16 protein-coding genes are annotated in these 24,317 nt (G+C 49.6%); 3 read left to right on the forward strand and 13 right to left on the reverse strand.

Annotated features, from left to right (window positions below; genetic code table 11):
* Nucleotides 1–140: 140 nt before the first annotated feature.
* Nucleotides 141–1,130 carry an NAD(P)-dependent alcohol dehydrogenase gene (locus ACFSUC_RS11095; RefSeq protein ID WP_379929668.1) on the reverse strand — a complete coding sequence of 330 codons (990 nt, stop codon included), beginning with the start codon at nucleotides 1,128–1,130 and terminating at the stop codon, nucleotides 141–143.
* Nucleotides 1,131–1,302: 172 nt separating this feature from the next.
* Here ACFSUC_RS11095 and ACFSUC_RS11100 point away from each other — a divergent pair, with 172 nt between their 5' ends.
* Nucleotides 1,303–1,884, forward strand: a complete 582-nt coding sequence (locus tag ACFSUC_RS11100) for a Crp/Fnr family transcriptional regulator (protein ID WP_379929669.1) — start codon at nucleotides 1,303–1,305, stop codon at nucleotides 1,882–1,884.
* Between the two features lie 52 nt (nucleotides 1,885–1,936).
* Here the strand turns inward: ACFSUC_RS11100 and ACFSUC_RS11105 are convergent, their stop codons facing one another.
* The gene (locus tag ACFSUC_RS11105) at nucleotides 1,937–2,710 is read right to left on the reverse strand and encodes a DUF4386 domain-containing protein (protein ID WP_379929670.1); all 774 of its coding nucleotides are present in this window, start codon (nucleotides 2,708–2,710) and stop codon (nucleotides 1,937–1,939) included.
* A 280-nt stretch (nucleotides 2,711–2,990) separates the two neighbouring features.
* Nucleotides 2,991–4,505 (reverse strand): malate:quinone oxidoreductase, encoded by a 1,515-nt coding sequence (locus ACFSUC_RS11110; protein WP_379929671.1) that lies wholly within the window; start codon nucleotides 4,503–4,505, stop codon nucleotides 2,991–2,993.
* A gap of 246 nt (nucleotides 4,506–4,751) precedes the next feature.
* Here ACFSUC_RS11110 and ACFSUC_RS11115 point away from each other — a divergent pair, with 246 nt between their 5' ends.
* Complete coding sequence (locus tag ACFSUC_RS11115; RefSeq protein ID WP_379929672.1) at nucleotides 4,752–5,462, forward strand: bacteriorhodopsin; 711 nt, start codon at nucleotides 4,752–4,754, stop codon at nucleotides 5,460–5,462.
* A gap of 198 nt (nucleotides 5,463–5,660) precedes the next feature.
* Here the strand turns inward: ACFSUC_RS11115 and ACFSUC_RS11120 are convergent, their stop codons facing one another.
* From ACFSUC_RS11120 to ACFSUC_RS11150, 7 genes are all read right to left on the reverse strand, one after another.
* Nucleotides 5,661–6,209, reverse strand: coding sequence for a GNAT family N-acetyltransferase (locus tag ACFSUC_RS11120; protein WP_379929673.1), 549 nt, complete (start codon nucleotides 6,207–6,209; stop codon nucleotides 5,661–5,663).
* 35 nt (nucleotides 6,210–6,244) lie between these two features.
* Nucleotides 6,245–6,727: a hypothetical protein gene (locus tag ACFSUC_RS11125; protein WP_379929674.1), complete on the reverse strand. Its 483-nt coding sequence runs from the start codon at nucleotides 6,725–6,727 to the stop codon at nucleotides 6,245–6,247.
* 211 nt (nucleotides 6,728–6,938) lie between these two features.
* A complete protein-coding gene (locus ACFSUC_RS11130; protein WP_379929675.1) occupies nucleotides 6,939–7,310 on the reverse strand; it encodes a GntR family transcriptional regulator in 372 nt (123 codons plus the stop codon).
* Nucleotides 7,307–7,963, reverse strand: coding sequence for an ABC-2 transporter permease (locus ACFSUC_RS11135; protein ID WP_379929677.1), 657 nt, complete (start codon nucleotides 7,961–7,963; stop codon nucleotides 7,307–7,309). The genes ACFSUC_RS11130 and ACFSUC_RS11135 overlap by 4 nt, the downstream gene beginning before the upstream one ends.
* Nucleotides 7,956–8,810, reverse strand: a complete 855-nt coding sequence (locus ACFSUC_RS11140; protein WP_379929678.1) for an ABC transporter ATP-binding protein — start codon at nucleotides 8,808–8,810, stop codon at nucleotides 7,956–7,958. Before ACFSUC_RS11140 ends, ACFSUC_RS11135 begins: the two co-directional genes overlap by 8 nt.
* 233 nt (nucleotides 8,811–9,043) lie before the next feature.
* Nucleotides 9,044–9,346, reverse strand: coding sequence for a hypothetical protein (locus tag ACFSUC_RS11145; protein WP_379929679.1), 303 nt, complete (start codon nucleotides 9,344–9,346; stop codon nucleotides 9,044–9,046).
* Between the two features lie 127 nt (nucleotides 9,347–9,473).
* A complete protein-coding gene (locus tag ACFSUC_RS11150; protein ID WP_379929680.1) occupies nucleotides 9,474–10,418 on the reverse strand; it encodes an alpha/beta fold hydrolase in 945 nt (314 codons plus the stop codon).
* Nucleotides 10,419–10,518: 100 nt separating this feature from the next.
* Between ACFSUC_RS11150 and ACFSUC_RS11155 the strand changes: the two genes are divergently transcribed.
* A complete protein-coding gene (locus tag ACFSUC_RS11155; RefSeq protein WP_379929681.1) occupies nucleotides 10,519–11,430 on the forward strand; it encodes a helix-turn-helix transcriptional regulator in 912 nt (303 codons plus the stop codon).
* Nucleotides 11,431–11,533: 103 nt separating this feature from the next.
* Here the strand turns inward: ACFSUC_RS11155 and ACFSUC_RS11160 are convergent, their stop codons facing one another.
* From ACFSUC_RS11160 to ACFSUC_RS11170, 3 genes are all read right to left on the reverse strand, one after another.
* Complete coding sequence (locus ACFSUC_RS11160; protein WP_379929682.1) at nucleotides 11,534–12,202, reverse strand: DNA alkylation repair protein; 669 nt, start codon at nucleotides 12,200–12,202, stop codon at nucleotides 11,534–11,536.
* 209 nt (nucleotides 12,203–12,411) lie between these two features.
* The gene (locus tag ACFSUC_RS11165) at nucleotides 12,412–19,524 is read right to left on the reverse strand and encodes an InlB B-repeat-containing protein (protein ID WP_379929683.1); all 7,113 of its coding nucleotides are present in this window, start codon (nucleotides 19,522–19,524) and stop codon (nucleotides 12,412–12,414) included.
* A 196-nt stretch (nucleotides 19,525–19,720) separates the two neighbouring features.
* Complete coding sequence (locus ACFSUC_RS11170) at nucleotides 19,721–24,079, reverse strand: AAA family ATPase (protein WP_379929684.1); 4,359 nt, start codon at nucleotides 24,077–24,079, stop codon at nucleotides 19,721–19,723.
* Between the last annotated feature and the right edge of the window lie 238 nt (nucleotides 24,080–24,317).

Below are 24,317 nucleotides of genomic sequence, written 5' to 3' on the forward strand. Positions count from 1 at the left end.
TCTCCCTTCAGTATCTATGTACATAGACGGAAACCAGTTGAAAAGGTTGCAGTCGTGTACCCGCATATCATTCGCTTAGTCAGAAGGATTTCATACGGTAGCCCTGCAAAGGGGCCGAAGAAGGACGGGCCCCTCTCTCATTAGGTTAACAATGGGTTGGCGGATTGACCATGTGGAAAGGAAATCATGACCGTGCCTGTTTTATGCCCTTGCTCGACATAGTGAAAGGCTTCTCCAAGCTGATCCAGGGAATAGGTGCGGTCGATGAGGGGTTTCAGGATACCCTGCTCCAGCATCTCTCTGACCACTTGCACATCGTGCAGTGTAGGGAAGGTAACTCCGCACAGGACTCTTTTGCTGCTGAACAGCCTGGACTGAATCGACTGAATAACCAGCCCGCCATTCAGATAGGTTGTGGCATATACGCCTTTTTTCTTCAGCACGGGCTTCACGGTGCGGTACGGGAGGTGACCCGCCGCTTGAAAGACGAGATCATACGTGGAAGAGAGCTCTCTGAAGTCTTCTTTCGTGTAATCCATCACATAATCTGCACCAAGCGCACGGACGCGTTCGACATTTCGGGTACTGCAAGCGGCCGTCACTTCCGCTCCGGCATACTTCGCATATTGGACCGCGAAGCTTCCTACAGCGCCCGATGCTCCGTTAATGAGCACCTGCTGACCTTTCTGAAGGGATACCCGTTTCTGGAGGAAATAGAGGGCAGCATTGGCTCCGAAACCATAGCAAGCCGCTTCTTCGTATGAAACAGCAGGAGGGATGGTGGTCACTGCCGCTTTCTCGGAAATGGTCATATATGTGGCGTGAGTACCGGTTGAAACGATGCCAAACACGCGGTCTCCCTCTCGAAAACGAGTGACCTCTCCACCCACTGCTGTCACGATTCCTGCAAACTCCTGCCCCAAGATCCCAGACTTTGATCGCAGCAACCCGCCCATTTTGGCCCGCACCACATCACCGGAAGCGACTGTCGCGGCATGAAGTCGAATCTGAATCTGCTTTTTCCCAGGCTCGGGGATGGGAAGCGATGTACGCCTAAAATCATAGTCTTTTCCGTACCGGATGCATCTCATGGCCTCCATGTTGTCGCTATTTCCTTGATCCTGTCTCATAATTGATTTCTTCTCCTTTCTTCTGACTGTTCATTGCCTTATACGAAAGACCTTTTATAATTGCCCTTACCTAAATGCCCTGTACGAAATGCCTTTTTCTGCATGCCTTTTTCTGTCAGCCTTGCTATACTGAAAAGAGCACGCAAAATATTCTGTCAAGGAGGTCATGATCATGAAACATATCCTCATTGATTATATGAAGCGTTATACGGATATAAGTGAATCCGATCTGGAAAAGATGGCCGAACACATTCCGGTTGCCGTTTTGAAAAAGGGCACGGTACTGCTCCATCAAGGAGAAGTACCCGACAAATGTTATTTTGTGCTAAAGGGCTGTGTACGGCAATATACGACCGATGAAACTGGCAAGGAAACCACCTGCCAGTTCTTCACCGAGGAACAGAGTGTCACCATATTTAATGGTGCTACGAAATACACTCTCCACTGCCTGGAGGACTGCGTACTCATCGTGGGAGACTTGTCTGTGGAGCAAGACATGTATGAACGGCATCCAGAGCTGGAGAGGATGACACGTAAGATGATCGAGGAAAACCTCGGTGACATGCATGATGATTTTGCCTCCTTCATGGCTTCCTCTCCTGAGGAGCGCTTTCTCGCCCTTCAGGAGAAAAGACCTGGCCTCATCGACCGAGTACCGCAATACCAGTTGGCCAGTTATCTCGGCATTACGCCGGAGTCACTGAGTCGCATCAAAAAAAGAGCGGGAGCCCCTCACCTCAGGCGGGTGGATTAGCACGGTGCAATGGCTTCCTATCCGGTTACCTGCCTTCACATCTGCCCTGACATCAGTCCCTGTTAGTAGCCTTGCTTATAACCTTGCTGTGATCTTGCTTGCTGCCTTGCTTATGACCTCTTAGCAATAGCCAGATAGCGAAGCCCAATTCTCCAATCATCATCGGCGCCATCAGGATCATTTCCAGGATCGCCGTTACACTCTCCAGCTCGGGTACGATTCTGTACATGAGGTTAATCAAGGTGTAGCTGATCCCTGCGAGGATAAGCAGGCTTCCGATCCACTTCGGAATGTGGACGGCTCTCAGGGCAACCAGACCAGCCACGATCAGATGCAGACCGAATATGATGAGCCCCATGGACCAGATCGATTCAAAGGCCGTGATCGAAAGCCAGACTTGCATCGCCCATTCCTCCATGGTACCGCCGAACCCGCTTCGAGTTTCCTCTACGACACTGCTGACGACTACCAACTGGGCAACGGCTATTGACAGGATCGCCGTATACAGCAAACGAAGCCATCCAGTCAGGACGGCATAGGCCGCATGAATCGGCTTGAAATACTGATAGAGCCCCCAGGAGACCAGCAGATCACACAAGATAATCAGAAGCCACCCCAATATCTCCATTCGAAATAACGTCGCCGATGCCTCCATCTGTTGCAGGGTATGAAGGGGATCTCCCTGATCGATTAAGCTATTGTGCACATAGCCGTATGAGAAAAAAGCAGCTACAGCCATGATGAGCAAAGCCCCTCCCGCTACCACCGCCGCTGTGCCATGTCTATCTTGCTCACGCTGATCTGATTTACCGCCCTGAATCGTCATGTTCTTTCTCCTCCTCGCAGCTTTTGATTAAATCCTAACATGCTGGCAAGGTGCGCTCATTGACTTAAGTCAAGAATAAGAAAAAGACACCAGCCTCAGGTGAGAGGTGGTGTCTTTTTCTCTGATATGGATAGTATCTTAACATTTGCATGACGGTGTCCAGGAATGTCTGTACATACGCTGAATGTGCGCTAAATGCGTGTGAATGTCTATGCATGTCTGGACGTTTCTATGCGTGTTTGTGTGTGTTTGCCGTGTCAGTGATGAGTGGGAAGATCGCCTAGCTGTAGACGAGTTCTTTGACTTCCTCTTCCGTTAAACCGAGCGTGTGTGCGGTAGATTGCTGAAGTTCCTGAAACAGGTCCGGGTTCGCTGACAGGGAGATACCGTAGGAAGGAATCATCTCCCTGATCTTCGGCTCCCATGCTCCCATCTGTTCCGGGAAGCATCGACCGAGCAGCTCCAGCATGACATGAACGGCTGTCGAAGCACCTGGAGAGGCCCCGAGCAGCGCTGCAATCGACCCATCAGCCGCACTGACGACTTCGGTCCCGAATTGCAATGTCCCTCTTCCTCCCGCTTCGGTATCCTTGATGACCTGTACCCGTTGACCAGCCACCACCATTTCCCAGTCCTCGCTTTTCGCATTCGGAATAAACTCTCTCAGTTCCTCCATGCGCTTTTCATGCGACAGCATCACTTGCTGAATCAAATATTTCGTCAAAGCCATTTCTTTCACCCCGGCAGACAACATGGTCAGCAGGTTATTCGGCTTGACGGAAGTAATCAGATCGAGATTCGATCCCGTCTTCAGAAACTTTGGCGAGAATCCCGCAAACGGACCGAACAGCAAGGTCTTCTTGTTATCGATATAGCGGGTATCCAGGTGCGGCACGGACATAGGCGGTGCGCCTACCTTAGCCTTGCCGTATACTTTGGCGTGATGCTGCTCGACGACTTCCGGATTGTTGCACACCATGAACAGACCGCTGACTGGGAAGCCGCCAATCTGCCTCGATTCCGGAATGCCGGTTTTTTGCAGCAGATGCAGACTTCCGCCGCCGCTGCCGATAAAGACGAATTTCGCCATGTGGTGCTCCACCTGTCCATTCGTCAGGTTCCGTACTTTCAGACTCCATAATCCATCAGAAGTACGCTTCAATTGATCCACCCGGTGCTGATAATGAATCTCTACCTGTTGTTGCTGTAGATGATCGAACAGTCTGCGCGTCAGAGCACCAAAGTTGACATCTGTGCCTGAATCCATTTTCGTTGCAGCCAGCGGTTCTTCCCCGGGCACCCGCCCTTCCATCATAAGCGGAAACCATTGCTTGAGCTGCTCCGGATCATCCGAATATTCCATGCCTTGGAACAACGGGTGGTTGGACAACGCATCAAAGCGCTTTTTCAAAAACGCAACATTCTGATCCCCCTGCACGAAGCTGATATGAGGGATCGGTCTAATAAACTGCTCCGGATTGTCGATCAGCTTGCTCTGCACAAGGTAGGACCAGAACTGTCTGGATATCTGAAACTGTTCGTTAATGGCGACCGCTTTGCCAATATCGACCGTTCCGTCCGGTTTTTCCGATGTGTAGTTCAGCTCACACAGGGCCGCATGACCCGTACCGGCATTGTTCCATTCGTTCGAGCTTTCTTCCCCTGCCCCAGCAAGTTTCTCAAACACTTTCATTTCCCAACTGGGAGCCAACTCTTTCAAAATCGCGCCTAACGTGGCGCTCATGACCCCGGCACCTATTAAAATCACATCTGTTTTACGCGGATTGCTACTCATGATAACCTTCCTTATTCCTGGATTTGCGACACGATTCAACATCTACTATTTTCAGATAATTATATACGATTTTGGACAGGGAAAAAACAAGAACTTTTCATATAACGGCGATTTTATCGTGATTTAGATCGCAGAGTAGTGAAAATCACCCGTTTTTATTTTCGAAATAGGCAGCGAGAGAATGAATAGGTCACTCTTGATTGGGCCATTCTAGTACCATTCAACAGAATAAGAGGAGGAAGATGCATGAAAGAGATAGAGGTCTATTGGCTATGGATATATGTCGCAGTCATGGCCGCGGGAGCCTTTTATTTTGCCAGCCTCAGTTTTCAGAGAAAAGGGGTGCCCCGCATCGAGTATTTAGTTGCTTTTATCATCCCCGTGTGGTCGGGCACGGCCTATGCCTCGATGGCTGTCGGACAAGGCATCGTCGATATTGGAGAGAAAGTGACCTACTACGCCAGGTATCTGGACTGGGTGGTCACCACGCCACTTCTGCTCGTCGCACTGTCGATGACCGGTATGTTCTACATTCGCAAGGACAAAGTGATTATCCTCGGTCTGGTAGCTGCCGATGTATTCATGATCCTGACCGGCCTGATTGCCGATCTAACCTCAAGCTGGCCGCTTCGATATATGTGGTATACGCTCGGACTGGTCGCCTTGCTGCTCATTTTGTGGATCATCTGGTACCCGCTGAGGCACAAGGCACAGTCCCAAGGCCGGGAACTGGCATCCCTATACGACAAAGCAGCCGGGTATTTGTCCATACTCTGGGTCTGCTACCCGACCATTTGGCTCATTGGCCCTTCCGGGATCGGGCTTGTGGGACAAGTAACAGACACGGTGCTATTTGTCATTCTCCCGATCTTCTCCAAAGTCGGTTTCAGTATACTGGATCTGAACGGATTGCGTGCCCTGAAAAAAAGCCCGGATTCGAACCCGCTTACCGCTTGATCACGACAACCTGCAGGACCTGCACTTTAACAGGTCCTCTTCTTCTATTTCTCGCTTTCCTTTCCTATCCTTTATTGTGTTAGCCGTATTCGCAAAGAAGAAAGAAATGACAGGATGGAACTTATTGGAACCCTCGAACAAGATGGATATGTCATTCAGCACAGTGCGAGGCAATATGGTAGGGGAAACACGGCACGGCTATTTGCTAAAGTCGTCAGACAAAATAGCGCAAATCTCAGCATCTACGAACTGTCCTTTTTCAAAGAAACACTGCCTAAGCTGTCCTTCATATTGAAATCCTGCCTTTTCAAGAGACCTCTTGGAAGCAAGATTGGCGGGGTCATAAAAAGCTTCAATTCGATGAAGCTGCATGTGCTCAAATCCATAATTTAAAACGGGTTTTAAAACTTCTGTGATGATTCCCTTCCTCCAATACGTCGGTGCAACTTCAAAACCAATCTCTGCTTTGAAATGCTCCTTTACCCATTGATGATACCCGCACGAGCCTACCAGCAGATTATCCTCTTTTCTAGCAATTCCCCATCTGATCCCTTCTTTATTATCAAATCTTGTCTGCCATCTCTCCATTAATTCATGCGCTTGCTGCATGTGTGTGAAGCTGTCCAGATCATAATATCTGGTGACTTCATCGTTAGAGAAATATTCAAATAGCTGGCCTGCATCCTGGTCGTCTATTCTCCTAAGTTGAAAACGTTCCGTCTGAAGGATCGGGAAATCATCTTGCATGAAATATACATCCCCCTACATGGCTGTCCGAGTCATTACTCGGGATCAGTGAGATTGATGACACTTGTGAAAATGTCGTTGAATGTCTGCATATCTATCTGTTCTTCCTGCTCGAAAAGCACTATCCATTTATTCAAATTCGCATGAATGACCGTTAATTTCTGAATTAAATCTTCATCATAACCATTCCGACTAATGGCATCCTGAACCGTTCGAATCATATCTCGTATGTAATAATTACCGTTATACATGTGTGGTGTGGATTCCATAATCGATTCCATCTGATAAAGCAATCGCAACAAATTTAATGTGTGAACAAATTGAGGGTCCGCTTTCCGTTCGAGGATAGAGTCGGCCGTCGCACTAGCAGATTCCACATGGGAGATGAAGTTCGTCATCGATCGCGCCATCCATTCCTTCTCTTCTTTTCTCTCTTGCAGGTAGAGGTAACCGAATACAAAGGTAGTGACCAGAAACAAAATGGAAATAACAATCATGTATATAGTTGATTTAGACACCCTATCACCCTCTCAATGAACAACAACTCTAAAATTTATACATATTTTACATAATAGTATATCAATCAATGGATGTTCATATATAGGTCTGATGAATGATTTCCCCTATGAACGTGTTTCGGTCATGATGAGAGCGTGGAAAGAAAAAGCTCCTCTTTGCAACGACAGGATCAATGGTGCACTGTCTGCTACAAGAGGAGCTTTCACCCATTTATGATTCATATATACTCTTCACCAGCTCAATAACTTCATCTAGCGTCAAGCCAAATGATTTGTAATACATGGTATCATTTTTCATCTGTTTCAAGATCATTTCATTACGGATTCGCCGCATCTCATCTGCTGTGAATGCGGCTACAAAGCACCCTTTCCCTGTGACGGTATAAATGAGACCATTTCGCTCGAGTTCTTCCCACGCTTTCTTGACGGTAATGACGCTTACCCGCAGCTCCAGCGCAGCTTGTCGAATGGGAGGCAAACAATAACCGCTTTCCAGTTCGCCTTTTAGAATCTGGGCGCTGATCTGATCGGTGAGTTGCTGATAGATCGGTTTTTCGGAAGTATTAGAAATCTGGATGTTCATAGAATCTCTACTTTCTGGAATCGCCTCACCGCCATTCGGTAGGCCATCAGGTTACAACCCGCAAAAATGACGATGCCTGCGATTAAAATTGAGACTTGCAGCCCCGTATTCTCCAGTCCGGAGCCATAAAATATATCGTGTACCCATGATTGACTAATTCCGGCCCATTGAACCAGCCCGGCAAACAGCATAGCGGCCGTAATCGAGGCCACCGTTGCCGCACCATACTTATACGCCGTCTTGTAATACATCGGCAACAAGATGAGATTGAAGATCGCCAGCATGATCAGGCACAATCCCCAAAAGCCGAGGTGTGGCTCAAAGAAAAAGTAAATCAGGTTCGGGTACAATCGAAGCGTAAACAGGCCGAAGATCATGGCCACGATCAGATGAAGCAGTTCCAGGATGACAATGACGGTGATCCTTGCCTTCACGATGTCTTTTTTGGTGACGGGCAGAATCATGCTGTACATCAGATCGTTCTGACTCTTAAATCCGCCGAACATGTTCGGGACCGTGATCCAGCAAAAATACAGCGGGACGAGAAAGAAGACCCATCCCGGAATCAACATTAAGGCGCCTGTAAAGAAGGGCAATGCGAAAAACCATGGACTAAAACCTATTTTCAAATCTTTCATGATTAAATTATACATACACATCCTCCTTTTTCGCGAAATAGATCATGATCTCCTCCAGGCTCGGAGTGGTGACCATCAGATCAGAGGATGAATCGAAGTCTTCGGTATGAATCAATCCGGTAAAGCCGAATGAATTGATTTTGTAGGAGATCAGCTTATCCTTCACTTCCTGCATTTGTCCCTCGCTGCCGCTGAGGAGACGATAGGACGCCATGAAATCGTCTTTCTCGCTACTCGCAATGATCCGCCCATTTTCAATGAAGGTGATATAATCCGCGCACTTTTCCAGATCGGATGTAATGTGTGTAGAGAATAGAATGCTGATTTCGCCGCCCATGATGAGCTCCTGAAAAATGTCCAGCAGATCATCCCTGGAAACCGGATCAAGGCCGCTTGTCGGTTCATCCAGGATGAGCAGCTTCGCCCCATGGGACAGCGCAAGGGCCAGGCTGTACTTCACTTTCATTCCTGTAGACAGTTCGGCAATCTTTTTGTTTTCATCCAGTTTGAATCTTTTCAGATAGTGGTAGTAGGTGTCATCATTCCAGTTCGGATAGAACTTCTTGGTGATTTGGGTGAGCGTCTTGACCTTGCTGCGCGTATAGAAATCGATATCGCCGAATGCGCATCCGATTTCCTGCTTCAACTGAATCTCGTGTTCGACGATGTTCTTGCCAAACACGTGCACCTGACCGCTGTCAATTTGGATCATGTTCAAGATCGACTTGATCGTCGTCGTTTTCCCTGCCCCGTTGGCCCCGATAAACCCCATGATATAGCCCTTCTCTAGTTGAAACGATACGTCCTTTATCTCAAAGTTGGGGTATTTCTTACTTACATTTTGAACGTCTAAAGCAAGCATACCGTACCTCCTCATCAAATTGTGTATGTTGTATATTCACAATGTATCATGTAGAGTTTGACAAAGTCAATCGATTTTTCACCTGATTTTGGATATTTGTTTGCTATCGTCCAGAAAAAAAGCAAGTGTAAATAGAAAAAAACCGCTGAAAGAGCACGAGTTCGTGTCTTCATCCAGCGGCTAATCATGCGTTATGCTTTCTTATAAAATTTATGATCTAATCAATGCTATGATTATTTATCTAAACCGAGTTTAGCTATTAAAAAGTCACCTTGTTCTACTTTTATCTTGTTATTTCCTTGACTATAGTCCCAACCATGCTCAATCGAATATTTAATTATTTTTGCACAAGTATTTGGTCTGTGAAGGTTTATGCGGTAATTTCCTTCCCATGAAAATAGCACCTCAAAATATGATGTTTTCGATGAATATATTTTAAGGCTAACTGATTCATTATTCGGTGTTTCATTCACAACATACTGAAATACTGTGTTATGAACAGTAATCTGTTTTGTTTCCTTACGAAATAATTTCAATAGATCACCTTCCCAATGGAAGATTTCGAAACGGTACTGTGGTTTGTTTAAAGCTCAATCCTTATTATAATAGTTGGCTCGAAGACGAGTAAAGCACCGTTACAAATGTTGAATATGTAGGAGTTCTTCAGTCAGCTACCTGCTGTTTCAGCCATCTCAAAATTACTTGATTGGTTTCGTCCGGCATTTCTTGCTGAATCCAATGACCGCAATCGAGACTGACTACTTCCACATTCGGTACGAATTCTGGCAGTCTTTCAAATTTCGGGATCACATCACGGTCGCCATAGATCATGAGGGTGGGCTGCTGGATGATCGGGTTCACGTCGGCCAGTAAGTGCCAGTTGCGATCGAGGTTCCTGTACCAGTTTATACTGCCCGTAAATCCTGTTGATTCGAAGGCGGAGACGAAAACAGCCAGTTCGCTCTCGCTCATCATGGGTTCTCCGAGTGGGATTTCTGCTCTGGCAAGACTAGTCATCGCCATGCCTGGCTGAGGCGGTGCGGGGGGCACGTTCTTGCGGAACAAATTGCGAAGGAACTGGGTTGTATGCTCTTCTAATACTGCGTCCGCGACGCCTGGCTGTCGATTAAAGTGGACAAAATAATAGTCGTCCCCAAGGATCTCTTCCATGAACGCCAACCAGGGCTGTTCTCCGCGCTCTTGGTAAGGCAAGGCCAGGTTGATGACTTTGTTTACCCGCTTGGGATGCAGTAAGGTCAATCCCCACACGACCATGGCGCCCCAATCATGACCGGCAAAGGTGGCATTCTCGTATCCGTAGTGATCGAGAAGTGCGATGAGATCACCCGACAAGTGTGCAATGTCATAATCTGTTACTTCGGTCGGACGGGATGAATTGCCGTAACCCCGCTGGTTGGGAACAATGACATGGTAGCCCGCTGCGGCAAGGGCGGCCATCTGATAGCGCCAAGAAAAGGCATGCTCTGGCCAACCGTGACAGAGCACAATGGGTTTTCCGGCATTTTGTCGGCCTGCTTCAAAGACTTCGAGCTTCACACCGTTGACTGATATAAGGGTGGGCTTGGGAAAATCGGATGAATGAAACATGACATCAAAACCTCCTTCTTGGAATACATGTAGTATAATGGATAAAAGGTGACATCTTATTGTCACCGTTCTGAAATCTGTTAGAAAAAAGAGGGCCAAGATGGACAAAGTGGAGAGACTCATTTCGATTATCATGATATTGCTGAAAAAAGAGGTTGTTTCTGCAACCGAATTCTCACAATTGTTTCATGTTTCTAAAAGAACGATCCTTCGCGATATGGAAACCTTAAGCTTATCGAACATCCCGATCTACGCTGTCAATGGCGTCAAAGGCGGCTACGGTATCATGGATGAATACAAGGTCGATAAACGCCTTTTAAGCAGCTCCGATTTACAGCATATCTTAACTGCGCTCGGCGGACTGGAACAACTCCTCCTGACTGAAGAAGTGGAAAAAACGATCAAAAAAATAGAGGCCATGGTTCATCCATTATCTCTGAGTCGTTCGATTCAGCTATCGTTTTATGATTGGGAAGGCCGGTCTGAGATGCTGGAAACTTTAAAGACATGTCAAGCATCCATTCTAAAGGAGAGGCTGGTTTCGTTTGAGTATACAGATAAAGACGGGGCGGTAACGCATAGAAGGGTCGAGCCCTATGAACTGCACTTTAGTGAATCGAGTTGGTACTTGAAAGGATTCTGTTTATATCGACAGGGGTATCGGACATTCAAATTATCTCGGATCGATCAGCTGACGATGGATGAACGCGCTTTTCAGCCTAGAGACGATTGGTCGGAGCAAGGACGCGAAGCCAGTTATCTGCCGCAATTGGTCACGATCAAGGCATGGATATCGCCTCGCATCAAAGATCAAATGATCGAAAGGTATGGTCGAAAAAGTATGCAAGACCATGGTTCTGGGGATTTATTTGCAACCATGTATGTCCCTCAAAATCGTACGGGATTTCAATTTTTAGCAAGCTTCGGCACTCATCTGAAAGTTGTAGAGCCGCAAACCTATGTGGAAGACTTTCGAGATTATTTATATCAAATGATAGAGAGCTATTCCTGATAAAGTTTCAGTAAATAAACAAAAGACGAGTCTCCGTGTGGGAGTCCTCGTCAAATAGGTTCTCTTCAAAGTTCTTTCACCTTGTTATGGTTTTCACGGGTAACTAAGTCTGATTTCGTTTGTTCACTTCGATCTCAATGAACTCCGGCAAATAATTGGGCGTACAGCCCTTCGAGACCATTTCATCTTTATACAGGCCCGTTTTCTCACCCATTTGAATACAACGTGCCCGATTCTCATCATCATAAACGCCAATCCAGCCTGCGGTGAAATTCATCGCCCATTGAACTTCCGGTTCTTCCTGCGCAATACGAGCTTCAATGGCAGATAGTAGGTCTGCATTGTTATTCGGCGGTGTCTGTCCCGTCCATCTCAATCGCGCTTGATAATACCAGAAGGTACGCCGTTGAAGAGCAGAAGGACTGTTTTCCCATTGCTCCATCAATGCGATGGTCTTCTTGTGTTTGGCGAGCTGATTAGCCATTAACCAATCCATCAATTTATTTCGCTCATCATAGGAGTGGATTTGCATATCCTGATCTAGCTGATCTAGCAGTTCTTGTGATAGAAGGTTTTTGTCCATGATGAGGATCGCCAATTGTCTGGGCATAAACGCCTCGGTTGACCAAAGCTCCATCGCTAGTTCGTGATCTTTTTTAATGTCCTTGGCGATTTTTCGCAAGTCGCCAAGCTTCGTTTCACTATTGATTTGGGATAGAATGTTTTCTGCTTTTGCAGAGCGTTTGGTATCTGCACGATTATGCTTGTTCATCTGACACAACCCCCTTTCAAATCTCTGTTTCATAGTATGTCCTTGGTGCGATAGACCAATCAGTTCCTTTGATTCATCGTCTGTTTGCCTATCATTGTATCATATCTATGGTCAAAGAGGACCCAGCATCATCATGTAGAAAAAACCAGGCTGCCACTCATTCCCGCTCGTGGAATTCGTGACCTCCTGGTTTTTTCAATGCCCTTAATCTATTGCCCGGTGAGGGTCCCGTTGATGGTCCCATTGTTCACCACAGTGCCGTTCGTGGTATCGAATGTACCATTGTTCGTGATGGTGCCGTCATTCGTAACGGTGCCTTCGTTGATCACGATGCCATCCGCATCGACGGTTAGCGTTTTGCCGCTCGCTACTCGAAGCGATGCCCCGCTAGCCACCACATACTTCTGATTGCTTTTCACACTGAAATTTACCATGACCGTCGCATTGCCATTCAACGTATATACCGCTCTGCCGCTCACATACGTGAGCACCACACTGGCACCCGTGGACAAGGTCAGATACGCAGGATCTCTGCTGATGACGGAGAAGCCATTCACGACATGTAAGGCGGAAGAGGTAAACACCACATTCCCAGTCAGATTGACATTGGCAAAGTCGAAGTCCAGTCTTCCCGATACATTCATGTTGCCTGAGCCATTCAGTGTCGATCCAAACTCTGCTCTCAACACACCGCCCTGGCCGTCCGGTATGCTAACCGTGCCATGATTGGTCCATGTGCCACTGTTGGTGACGGTTGAGTTCACGATAACCGTACCGTTGCTTTCTACCAGAACGGTGCCGACATTTCGGATTTCCCCTAGCATCCCTTCTACTTTTACGGTTCCTTCCACCGTCAGCGTTGTTCCGGCATTAACCCTCAGATTGCTGGTGACGGTCATTGTAATGCCTGCTGGGACGCTCAAGTTGGCTGTCAAGGTTGCGTCGCTTGGTATGGATACTTCGGTGCCAGACACTTTGGAGATACTGGCTAGTCCGGCTGCTTTTGCATTCGCGATAAACTCATCTGCCGGAGAGGTTGTTGCTGCGTTCGTTGCTGCACTTCTTACGGTGCCGACGCCTGAATTCACACCGGTTACCACAACCTGAAGCTTCTTGCCGCCATCTGCGGCTGCAACCATATATGCGGCCGTTGTGCTTCCACTACCTGTTGCATCTTCATAAACGCCACTTGCTGGTGCGGTTTCCACTTTCCATTGATACGTCACGCGGCTGCCAGCCGGGTTGCCATCCTCCATGGTGACATTCGCATAGATGGTCGTCCCTACCCAAGGATCGGTTTGATCGATCACAACAGATGTGATCCGAACCGTGACGGCACTTGTGACTGCGCTCTGTGAACCCGTTGCCGGATGTACGCCCGTCACCACGACTTGCAGTTTCTTGCCGCCGTCTGCGGCTGCAACAGTGTAGCTTGCCGCCTTGTTCCCCGTACCTGTTGCATCGGTATAAATGCCACTGCCGGCTGTCGTTTCTACTTGCCACTGGTAGGTCACTTGGCTGCCAGCTGGGCTGCTGTCACTCATCGTTACGTTGGCCGTAACCGTATCGCCAACGGAAGGTGTCGTATTATCGATCGTGACAGTCGTTACCTTGACCACTACCGCGCTTGTGGCTGTGCTGGTGAGCGTGCCTGTCACCGGACTTACACCCGTCACCGCCACTCGCAGCTTCTTGCCCACATCTGCTGCTGCTGCGATGTACGCTTGGCTCTGGTTGCCCGTACCGGTTGCATCGGTATAGATGCCGCTACCTGCTGCCGTTTCTACTTGCCACTGATACGTCACGCGGCTGCCCGCGGGCTGTCCATCACCCATCGTCACATTGGCCGTCAGGGTGTCCCCGGCGGCAGGCTGTGCCTGATCGATGGCGACACTGGTAATCGGAACACGTACGGGCTGGGTTGCAGCACTGGTTTGCGTTCCAATCGCTTGACCTACACCCGTTACAACGACTTGCAGCTTCTTGCCTGCGTCTGCTGCTGTTACTTTGTAACTGGCTGTCGTATGGCCCAAACCTGTCGCATTCTGATACGTTCCGCTTCCCGCTTCGGTCTCGACCTGCCACTGGTAGATGACTTGACCGTCTGCCGAGCTGCTGTCACTCATGCCGACCGTCACCGCAAGGGTATCTCCGATCGTCGGCATCGTGTTGTCGATGGTCGCGCTGGATACCTGGGCCGCAAGACTCCAATCCGCTACAAACGTCACATCCTGAGCTGGCATGATCGTTGGCGGATCAGGGTGAATCCAGCCTCTGAACAGATAGCCTTCCCTCGTTACGGTTGGTCGTGGTACATCGGATGCAAGGATGGATGCCCCATACTTCACCTGTGTGGTTGTACCACCAACACCGCCATTGGCATCAAACGTTAACGTGTAGCTATTCCGCTTGTAATACAGCTTCAAGCGAAGCGGATTGAAGCTATCCAGATTGACCGTGCCGGATGTCACGGTGCCACTCACACTGCTGTCATACGTAAAGCCCTCATAGCTTTTTGGCGTTGCTGTTATGATGGAACCTGCTTGTGTATACAGCTTTTCCGGATTGTCCAGCGCATCATATTGGCCGCTCTCCAGCTTTTCTTTGGTGTGGTACACCAGATAGAAACCGTCCACGAATGTCCACGTTGCCTGGAAATGAACATCTTGCATTGGCATCGTTCTTGGCACTTCAGGCGACCACCCATTGAATTGCGCATATTCACGCGCGACTGTCGGCACCTGTATGCTCGCGCCGTATGGAATTTCTTTTTGGTACGAAGAAAGCGCCCCTCCATTTGCATCAAAGGTCACCTGGTACTTGTTTCGTTTGTAGTACAGCCTGAGTACACGACTTCCATCCGGGCTTATGGTGCTGGATGTGAGCGTGTTCGGAACGCTGCTGTCAAACGTAAAGCCGTCGAAATGTTTGGACGTGGCCTGAATCTCCGCATTTGTCGTCCCTTTCTCATTGATCGAATCCACTACGGTGTAGGTACGGGCATCTGTATACGTCACTTTCCCGTGAATATCTGTGCTGAGGGTCGGCAAATCCTGCAGCAAGTGCACAATCTTATACGGTGTATCGTGATTCACCGTCCAGATGGCCGTGTAGGTCGTATCTGCATTCGGCATCACGTTCGGTACGGCTGGCGACCAGCGAACGAACGTATAACCGGGTCTGGATGGAACAGGAACTTGACTCGTCGGGATGTCTTTGCCGTATCTCGCGTGAATGGATCGCTCGAACACGTCATGGCCCGCTGAATTCTTGTAGCCTAAATCAAAGGTCATGCTTTGATACATCCGCTCATAATACACCTTCACCACGGTCGAGCCGTCCCCTTTGATGTTTCCTCCTCCATAACCCGTCACGTATCCATCGCTTTCGTATTTGTTGGAGGAAATGTCAAGCTGCTCACCTGTGGTGCCCTTGAAATTCTCTGTGGCCACAAGGGTAGCTGCATTTGTATTTGGATCTATGAGATAATGCTCTACTCGATAAGGCGTATCGGTCCTCGGGTCCCACTTGGCATACAGCCACTCAGGGTTTTCCGGCATTCGCTCCGGTATCGTATATTCCCTTCCGTCCTCTGTGAACCAGCCTTTAAATATATAGCCCTTGCGGACAGGAGGTGCTGGCGCTACGATCTTCTCGTTATACTGTGCTCTCAGAAGGAAGGAGGACTCCCCGTTGCCCGGATAAAATTGCAAGAACTTCGTATAGTCGTTTGCGATCCAGCTTACTAGCACTTTTCGCTTCATTGGCGCAGAAGAGAACGCTAATGGCGCCTGCTTCCAGGTGATCGTCATTTCACCATTGACCGCCCCTTTGTCCGTTGCTACCTTGATTCGATTGCTCGCCGCATCGTACGTAAATGCCGGGTTGGTCATCTCAAATGTGAAATGGGAGGGATCATAGACCTTCTCCATCAGCTCGCCTGACTTTAAATCCATCGCCTGCATGGTGAAGAGGTTCGAGGCTAACGTCTCGCTTTCCGTTTTCTTCACGATCAGGATCTCAGGGGCCTGCTCCTGGGTGTAGGCAAAGTCATCGATACTCAGCTGGGAACCGACCGAATAAAGCGGCCATTCATTGGAATAGAGCGGAACCTGCGCAGACAGCCCGCCATTCCCGAGCTGTGCGGCGAAGATTGACTCCAAGTAAATGCCAATCTCCAAATACATCGCACCGGCAGAGCTGGTTTGCTTGCCAGTAGCCGCCGAATTGATCAGCTGGTAGTAGAAGTATCCCATTAGCTTCAAGTAAGGCCCTGCTTCCACTTCAAACCCGACACTGTTCAAATCGACACTGAAGAGACCTGCCTTGAGCTGCATCTGAATGCCTGCCCGTAGTCCCAACGTGCCGAGGACGTAGAGCTTAATATGATACTCGCCATCCCCTGACAAGCTTACGGTGTTGCTCGTGCCGGATCTACTCAGCACTCTCACCGTGATTGAGTATCTCTTGGCACTCTTGTAACCGAAATCACTGCCTAGCGTAATATTCGGATTCAAGCTGATGACAAAATTCACCGTAAATTCGATCTCGATGACCCCATAACAAATTCGTTGCTTTTTCTGCAGTAGCTCCTTGCTGAGGAGCGGAACCCATTCCGTCTCGTTTTCCAGAATATCTTGATACATTTGCTTTAATGTACTGGCGCTTAATGTCTCCTTACCCTGCACACCATCCATCAGCGCTTGCATTTGCTGCGCGATGTTGATGACGTCGCTGGCCTGCGACCAGTCGGTGACTTTGTCCTTTTCGATTGTGCCCATTTCCGCCGTGATATTGATCCCGGTATACGTATAGGCATCCAGATAGGCCGTAATGGTATAGTCTTGAATGACCGGAATAAACCAATACCATTTCACTTGCGTATCGCCGTTAATCCCTAAATCAAAGCGTATTTCTTGTGTGAATGTACTGGTCAGGTGGATGATGAAGCTGTCATCATTTCCCTCGTCCGTATCGATGACAATATCGCCCTGCACTTGAAGGGTAACACTGGCACCGGTCTGTCCAGGGAAGTGCTTCAACTGACTGCCTACGGAAGGAACCACCGTCAGATTTTCCACACTTACTTCTACCCCGCCGTCTTGTGCGGACATGACTTTCCTCTCATGATAACGCTGTTTGAACCCGTCCGTTTGGAGGGCCACTGTTGACAAGTAACTGGCTGCCTCCTGAACAAATCCGCTTTCGATCGCTTGTTGCTTAATCTGTGCTTCCAAGTTTGCTTCTTCGGCATCGGATAATAACTCATCGCCATCAATCTGTTGTTTCTGATAGAAATCCAGCGCATTCGTGATGTCCGCTGAAGTTGCATCGGTATAGGCAATGACATCCATCGCGCCTTCATTTGTAATGGACGTAATTTTCGCATACCCGGCAGAGTTGGATTCGCTTCCGAATTCACCATTGTAAAAGGCAATAAAGTCCCCTTCTCTGACAATCGTGAGCTCACTCAGTCCGAGCGGTTCGTACTTGCTGTCTCCAAAGTTCATGATCGTATGATCTACGGTGATGGAGTGATTCGCTGGGTCGCCGTCCGTATCGGAGGAGGTACTGATTGGCAGAACGTTCGGTTTTACCAGAACCTCCGCAGAATCCGCGCTTGTGTATGTATAGGTCTGTCCACTCTTCGCCGTAATCTCCACATACGCTACCTCGCCGTTATCGGTATCGCTCGTATCAGCTGTACGCTGGTCAGGTCGAATGCCTTCATAAATGGAGACTGTATCCCCTACTTCAATGCTTGTACTCCCGACATACTGGAAAGTACCGTTGGTTATATCAGACGACCCGAGTTCCGTTTTGCCGCCCGTCAAGCTTGCACGAATAGCCGGAATCGAAGCAGAGGCAACTGATTGACCATTGTGCGTCATATTGGATATATCAGAGGATGGTACATAGATCATATCCGGGTTTAGCGGCAGCTTGGCGACCGCTTGTTTCGCAATGCTAAAAATATAAACGGTCGTCGATTTGTCTTGACCGACATAGGAAAGATTCGTGTCCGTTAACGTAAGTTGATACGTATTTCCTTCTTCAAATGCGCCGTCTTTGGCCGCAACGGTAAATTGACCATTGGAGCCCGTCACTTCGATGCCTGCAAAATCAGGATTCGCAGGAGAAGCAAAGGTGAGGCCTGCTTTCACTTGATCGATGGTCATACTGCTTGTCGCATCGTTCAATCCGATGGTGAAGCTCGGTGCTTGATCCAGTATGGTTACACTCGGAATGCTTTGCACCGCCTCATTGACACTTTCCGTATACTTCGCATACAACGTCAAATTGCCCATGATTGGATCGCCATCGATCCATAGCTGCGTAAGCTCCTCATCCTTGTACCATCCTTGAAAGATGGCCCCTGTCTTTATGGGAATCGGCAGATTGCCAAGCGACTGGCCTCTCCGATACGTAAGCCGATTGATCGCGGAACCCCCATTGCTGTCAAACTCCACGGAGTAATAGGTAACGGGTGCCGTATGGCCGCCATGGTCACTGCCGGAGCTCCCGTCTTCTTCTTCGGGTGTCGCGGGCGTCTCAGGGGAAGATTCTTCGTTTTGCGCTGCCCATACCCTCACCACTTCGTTGCTCGTCATACTGATCACGGCCGCTTCCGCGCGAATGGCATTCGATTTGGGATTGAAATTACCTTGTTGATCTCCCTTAAGCACGCCAGCCTGCCAGAGCTTGATCACGGCCTCAACGGCCCATGGCGAAATCTTGGCGATGTCGCTCGGTTCCGTCGTTACGCTGCTGTTCGTTTGATACGAAATGTTCTCCACTTCAAAATATCGCAAAGTCAGTGCTGCAATCTGTTCTCTTGAAACCGTGCTGTCTGGCGAGAACGTATGATCACCGGTCCCGCTGGTGATTCCTTTCTCCACGGCCCATTGTACATAAGGCCCATACCAGGAATCTGGCTGCACATCCGTAAACACAGACGTTGTATATGCGCTGACATCCACGCCTGCGATCCGCCCGAGCACCGTGATATACATGGCACGGGTCATCGTCCCTTTGGGTGAGAAGTTGCCATTGCCTGTGCCACTGAAGATGCCATTTTGCTGCACATATTGTACGGCATCATAGTACCAGTCTGCCGGATTCACATCTTCAAACGTTTCCTCTTCCGTCAACGTGTCTGATGTGACCTCGTGCCAGTTTATTTGCGGATCTGATTGGACCTGCCCCGGTCCGGATGCGTCTACCCCGTTCGTAGTAGCACCCCATGCATGAGCGGGCAGCAACGACATCCCCATACAAAAAACAAGTAATAGACTCATGTAGCGTTTAACCCATCTTTTCAAGTCCAGCCCTCCCCTGATAACGTCACATTTATGTGCTTATTTTAACGGTCTCATGCCTGTGAAACATCTAACGAAAGTTAGAGATTCGACATAAACTTCTTGAACCAGGCAGGGCTAATCGGCTTTCGACAACAAAAAAAGACTGCAACCGATTCGAAAATCAGTCACAGCCTGTACCCGCAAAGAGCAGATGCATTTATTCGACGATTTGAAGCTCTCTTGCTTTTTTTATCGCTTGCACCCGTTTGTTCACTTGCAGCTTGCCATAAATATTGTTCGCGTGAGATTTAACCGTGCCTTCCGTGATGTCCAAGCGCAAGGCGATCTGTTTATTCGATAAGCCTTCGGCAATCAGATGGACAATTTCCATTTCCCGGCTGGTCAGCGATTCGACGAGTGGGGATGGCTCTTTCGAGTTCGGTGCCTTGGGTAAATCGGTACTTCGATCTCCAGATTGCTTATGTTCCGCATACACCATACGCGAGAAGATGAGCTCCAGCATATCCACCCGATCTTCGGTAAAGGCATTCGCCGTTAAATTGTTCTCCAGGTACAGGACACCTTCCCGGTGATCGGCATCTCGAATCGCCATACACAGAATCGAACGCGGCTTGTGATGTTGAATGTATGCCTCACTTGCGAACAGGCTCTGCCCAGCCTCCCCTACTACGACAGATTCCTTCGTCCGGTGGACGTATTGCACGACAGAAGCCGAATAGCGGCTCTCTTGTGTCAGCGCTTCCTGCGCATCATTCATCTCCTGCTGGGCATGAATGAGCAGTTCACCCGAATCCGCGAACAGAACCAGTCCTCTCTCTGCACCAGCCGTATGCAGCGCCAGTTGCAGAAATGTCGCTGACATGGCCACCTCTGACGGATAGGGAATCAGGCTTTGAGAGATCTGCCGCAGCATCTCCATATCGAGATCCTTTCTCAGGCTCGTATCTTGGCGTGCCGCTGCTGTGGAGTGCGTTTCAGTCTTCGCCTTTGGGTGGGTGGTTGCGCTCTGTAGAGATGCAAGGGAAGCAAGAGAGGGAACGCGATCCTGCAAGGCCTTTACTTTTCCGGATGCGCCCCATTTATCGTAGGCCTCCCCCGCTATTTGCAGGTATGCTTCGTACCGATCCCTCTCATTCCTTCGCAAATAAACACCCGCAGCCAGCTCTGCGGCAATCGCTTCATCCCGGCATTCCCCTGCCTGCTGCGCTTCCTCGATCGCTTGATCGTACAGTCTTAGCGCCTTCTCATCCTGGCCATGCAAGCTGGCGTACGCCGCCTGCATGATCCGGTATTTGGCCAGGGTTCGGTTCGGCGATACATTCGACCATTTCCTCATGCGGTTCATGAACGGACGCAGCTTTGTGCGATGCTCTCTGTTCCAGCGCTCTGCTCTGTCTCTATACATGGCCATCATCGCAAGCGCGTAGTAGAACACATACTTTTGGTTCACGGTTACCATGATTTCTTTCTCGAACATGCGGGCCTTCTCGGCGAGCGCAACCGCCTCTGCATAACGGCCATAGAGGAAGGCCACTTCCAGTTTACACGTGTAGAAATAGAACCAGTTTCCCTTTTCTTCACTACTCCAGGCGTCTTCCAGGCCCGGCACATCTTCCGGCATGTTCGGGATGTTGAATACGAGACTGTCGTCCCCGGCGTCATGTTGCAACCGTTCCACGTATCTCCTCGCAATATGTAACACACGCAGCGTGATTTCATCCAGCACTTGTCCGTACGGTTCTTCATAGGCTTTGCACATTTGGTCCAATCGCCTCAAGTTGAGGTCAGAAACAATCAAATGGCAAGCTATGGCGTTCCCTGCATTCACTAAATCCCCGCATTCTATGCTCATCTGTCCGGCCTGCTCAAAGAGCGCGTCTACTTGTTGCGGATGCGCATATTGCATCACCAGGGCCATAATCACTTGAATCTTGCCTTTCAGCAGAAGGCGGTCCGACTGCTCAGCATAGTGCCAGGCGGTCTCCACAAGTTGCAGCGCCGTCTTGTGGCTTCCCAGTCCGAATGCCAGCGTAATCGCATAGGAGCCCAGTGCGATGGAGAACGCATCACCGAGGCCCTGGCGCAGCGACAATCGGACGTACTTCGCGAACAAGACCACCGCTAATTGCGGGTTGACCACATAGATTACCGATGCAGAGACCATCACGATCTCAGACAATGCCTGATGTCTCGCATCGTCATTGTTCGGCAACTCGCTAAGCTGCATGCGTTTGTTCGCAAGGGCGAGTTGGGTACGTGCAACTTCGATGAGCATCGCGGAACGTGACGTGGATATCGGGATGGAAAATCCGAATTCATTCATCGCTTCGAGTGCAGTGGCCGCCGCCTCTTCCATCCTCTTATGGAACGAATACATCATGACCATGGTCGCATAAATGCGTGCACGAACGGGCAAGGCTTCCGTATGCTGAAGCAGCTGGCGCAAATCCGTCTCGGCTTGATCGATGTGGCCGCCGAAATACAGACATTCCGTTCGCTCCAGCACCAGCTGGGCATACAGGGCGTCCAGTCCATGCCATCCCGCACGCTCTACCAACCGCGCCCCGATCGTCAGTAGTTCCGATGCTTGTCCGTACGCAGCGGAGGCTTTCGCTTTCTTCCCGGCCCGCAGGTTCAGGCGTGCTAATCGTTCTGCTTCCGCGAATTCCGTCATGTGGACACGGCCCGTATTCAGGTGATGCACGATCTCAAATAGATGCTCATCTTCGGCATCCGTACCGAATGCGTTCAGCAGCGACCGCCCGATGTCCAGATGAACCTGCTGCTTGTCCGCTTCTGAAATCAGATCATACGCAACCCGCTGCACTTGATCATGGAGGAACCTCATCCGGCCTTGTTCCACTACCAGCCAACCCTCGCTCACGGCTGGCAACAGAACGTCCATCACACGTTCGGTGCTCTGCCCCGTAACGAGCGAGAGCTTCTCCAATGGAAAGGAAGCGCCCAGGCAACCTGCCCAACCCAACACCCGGCGGGTGGCTTCGGGAAGCATATGTATGCGGCTCCGAATTAGATCCACAACATGCTGGAAGCCGACCATCTCTTGCATGGCTGGCAAGTCCCACTCCCAGCCCATTCGTTCCGCATTGAAATAGAGACAGCTTCGTTCGTGGCAGGTTTGAACCATCTCATTTAGATATAACGGATTGCCAGCCGTTTGCGGATACAGCACATCGGCGAACGGTCGGATCTCCTCCGCCTCAGTTTGAAGCATATCAGATAGATACCGAAGAACTTCCGGATAGCTGAGGCCTTGTATATGCATCACACCGATCGGGGCCACAGCGGATTCGGGCGTGTCCAAGAACAGTTCGTGGAGCCTGTGCTCTTCGTTCACCTCATGATCTCGATACGTGCCGATGATCATCACATGCTTCAATGAGCTATGATGCCATAACTCGGCAAGCAGCTGAAGCGTAGCGGAATCCGCCCACTGCAGGTCATCCAGTCCTATGACAAGTGGATGCTTCTCGTCAGCGAACGCCTGAATGACGTTGGCAAATAGTCTTCGGAATCGGTTCGTCGCTTCCACAGGCGACAACGGCTCGACTGGCATTGGCTTACCTAGCAACCAGGACAGTTCGGGCATGACATGCGTAAGCACGTTCCCGCTCTGCCCTACCGCACGAGACAGCTTCGCTTTCCATGACTGCACCTGTTCTTCTCCGCCTGCTACTATCTGCCGAATCAGCTCGGTTATAGCCGTAATGAACGGGGCATAAGGTTTAGATTCCTGAAGCGGCTCACATTTCCCAACGACACCATAGCCGTCACGTTGCCATACGTAGTCTCGGAACGCCTGGACAAGAGCAGATTTCCCGCTTCCCGTATGCCCACCGATGAAGAGCAGTTCCTTGGAGCCTCGCGTGGAGCGGTCGTACACCTCTACCAACTGCTGCCATTCCCGAGCTCGACCTACTAGCTTATCGGGCAGACGCAAGCTGCTTCGTGCGTCCAGACTTCCTAACGGAAACGGATGGATCGTCCCTTCCGCCCGCCATGCTTCCGAGCCTTTTCTCAGATCGTCCAGGAGACCGTACGCGCTCTGATACCGATCCTCCGGCGACTTGGAGAGCAGCTTCATCACGAGGTCGTTGACCATACCCGGAACCTGCGGCTGCCTTGCGCTGACCGGAACTGGAAGCTTCGCCATATGGGCATGCATCCATTCGCCTAACGAATGGGCCTTGAACGGCGTCTCCCCTGTCAGCCATTCATAGAACAGAACCCCGATCCCGTATAAATCACTGCGATGATCAGGCTGTCTGAACATGCGTCCTGCATGCTCGGGAGACATATATGCGTATGCTTGTTCAGCATGCTCTTGTGACTCATCTATCCACCGCAGCGTCACCTGTTCGCCGTTGACTACAACTCCGATGGTGTCGGGATTAATCCCATGAGGAATGGGAGTAGACTGGTGCCGCTCTTGTACCCGTTCGACCAGCTGCATCGCCATTGAAAAAAAGAGAGACGTATCGATCCTGCTGGATTTCATGAAAGCACTTAAGGTTGTATCGCGAGATTCATTCATGGTTGCGCAGTCCTCCTGTTGCCAATTCGTCTGTCAGAAGCTCCCTGCAGGAGTCCCTGGGTGCCTGTTGCGTGAACAGGAGTCGATATATTGCCTAGCCATCTTTTCAAACTCTTCTTCTATTTCTATGTAACCGTCATATCCAAAGTATATCAAATTATGGATATCGCTACTAGATCCACGATCCATCATTGCCCATGATTAGACCTGCACATAAACAAGAAACGAGTCCTCCTGT

The organism is Marinicrinis sediminis (assembly GCF_042685085.1).
Taxonomy (GTDB): Bacteria; Bacillota; Bacilli; order Paenibacillales; family KCTC-33676; genus Marinicrinis; species Marinicrinis sediminis.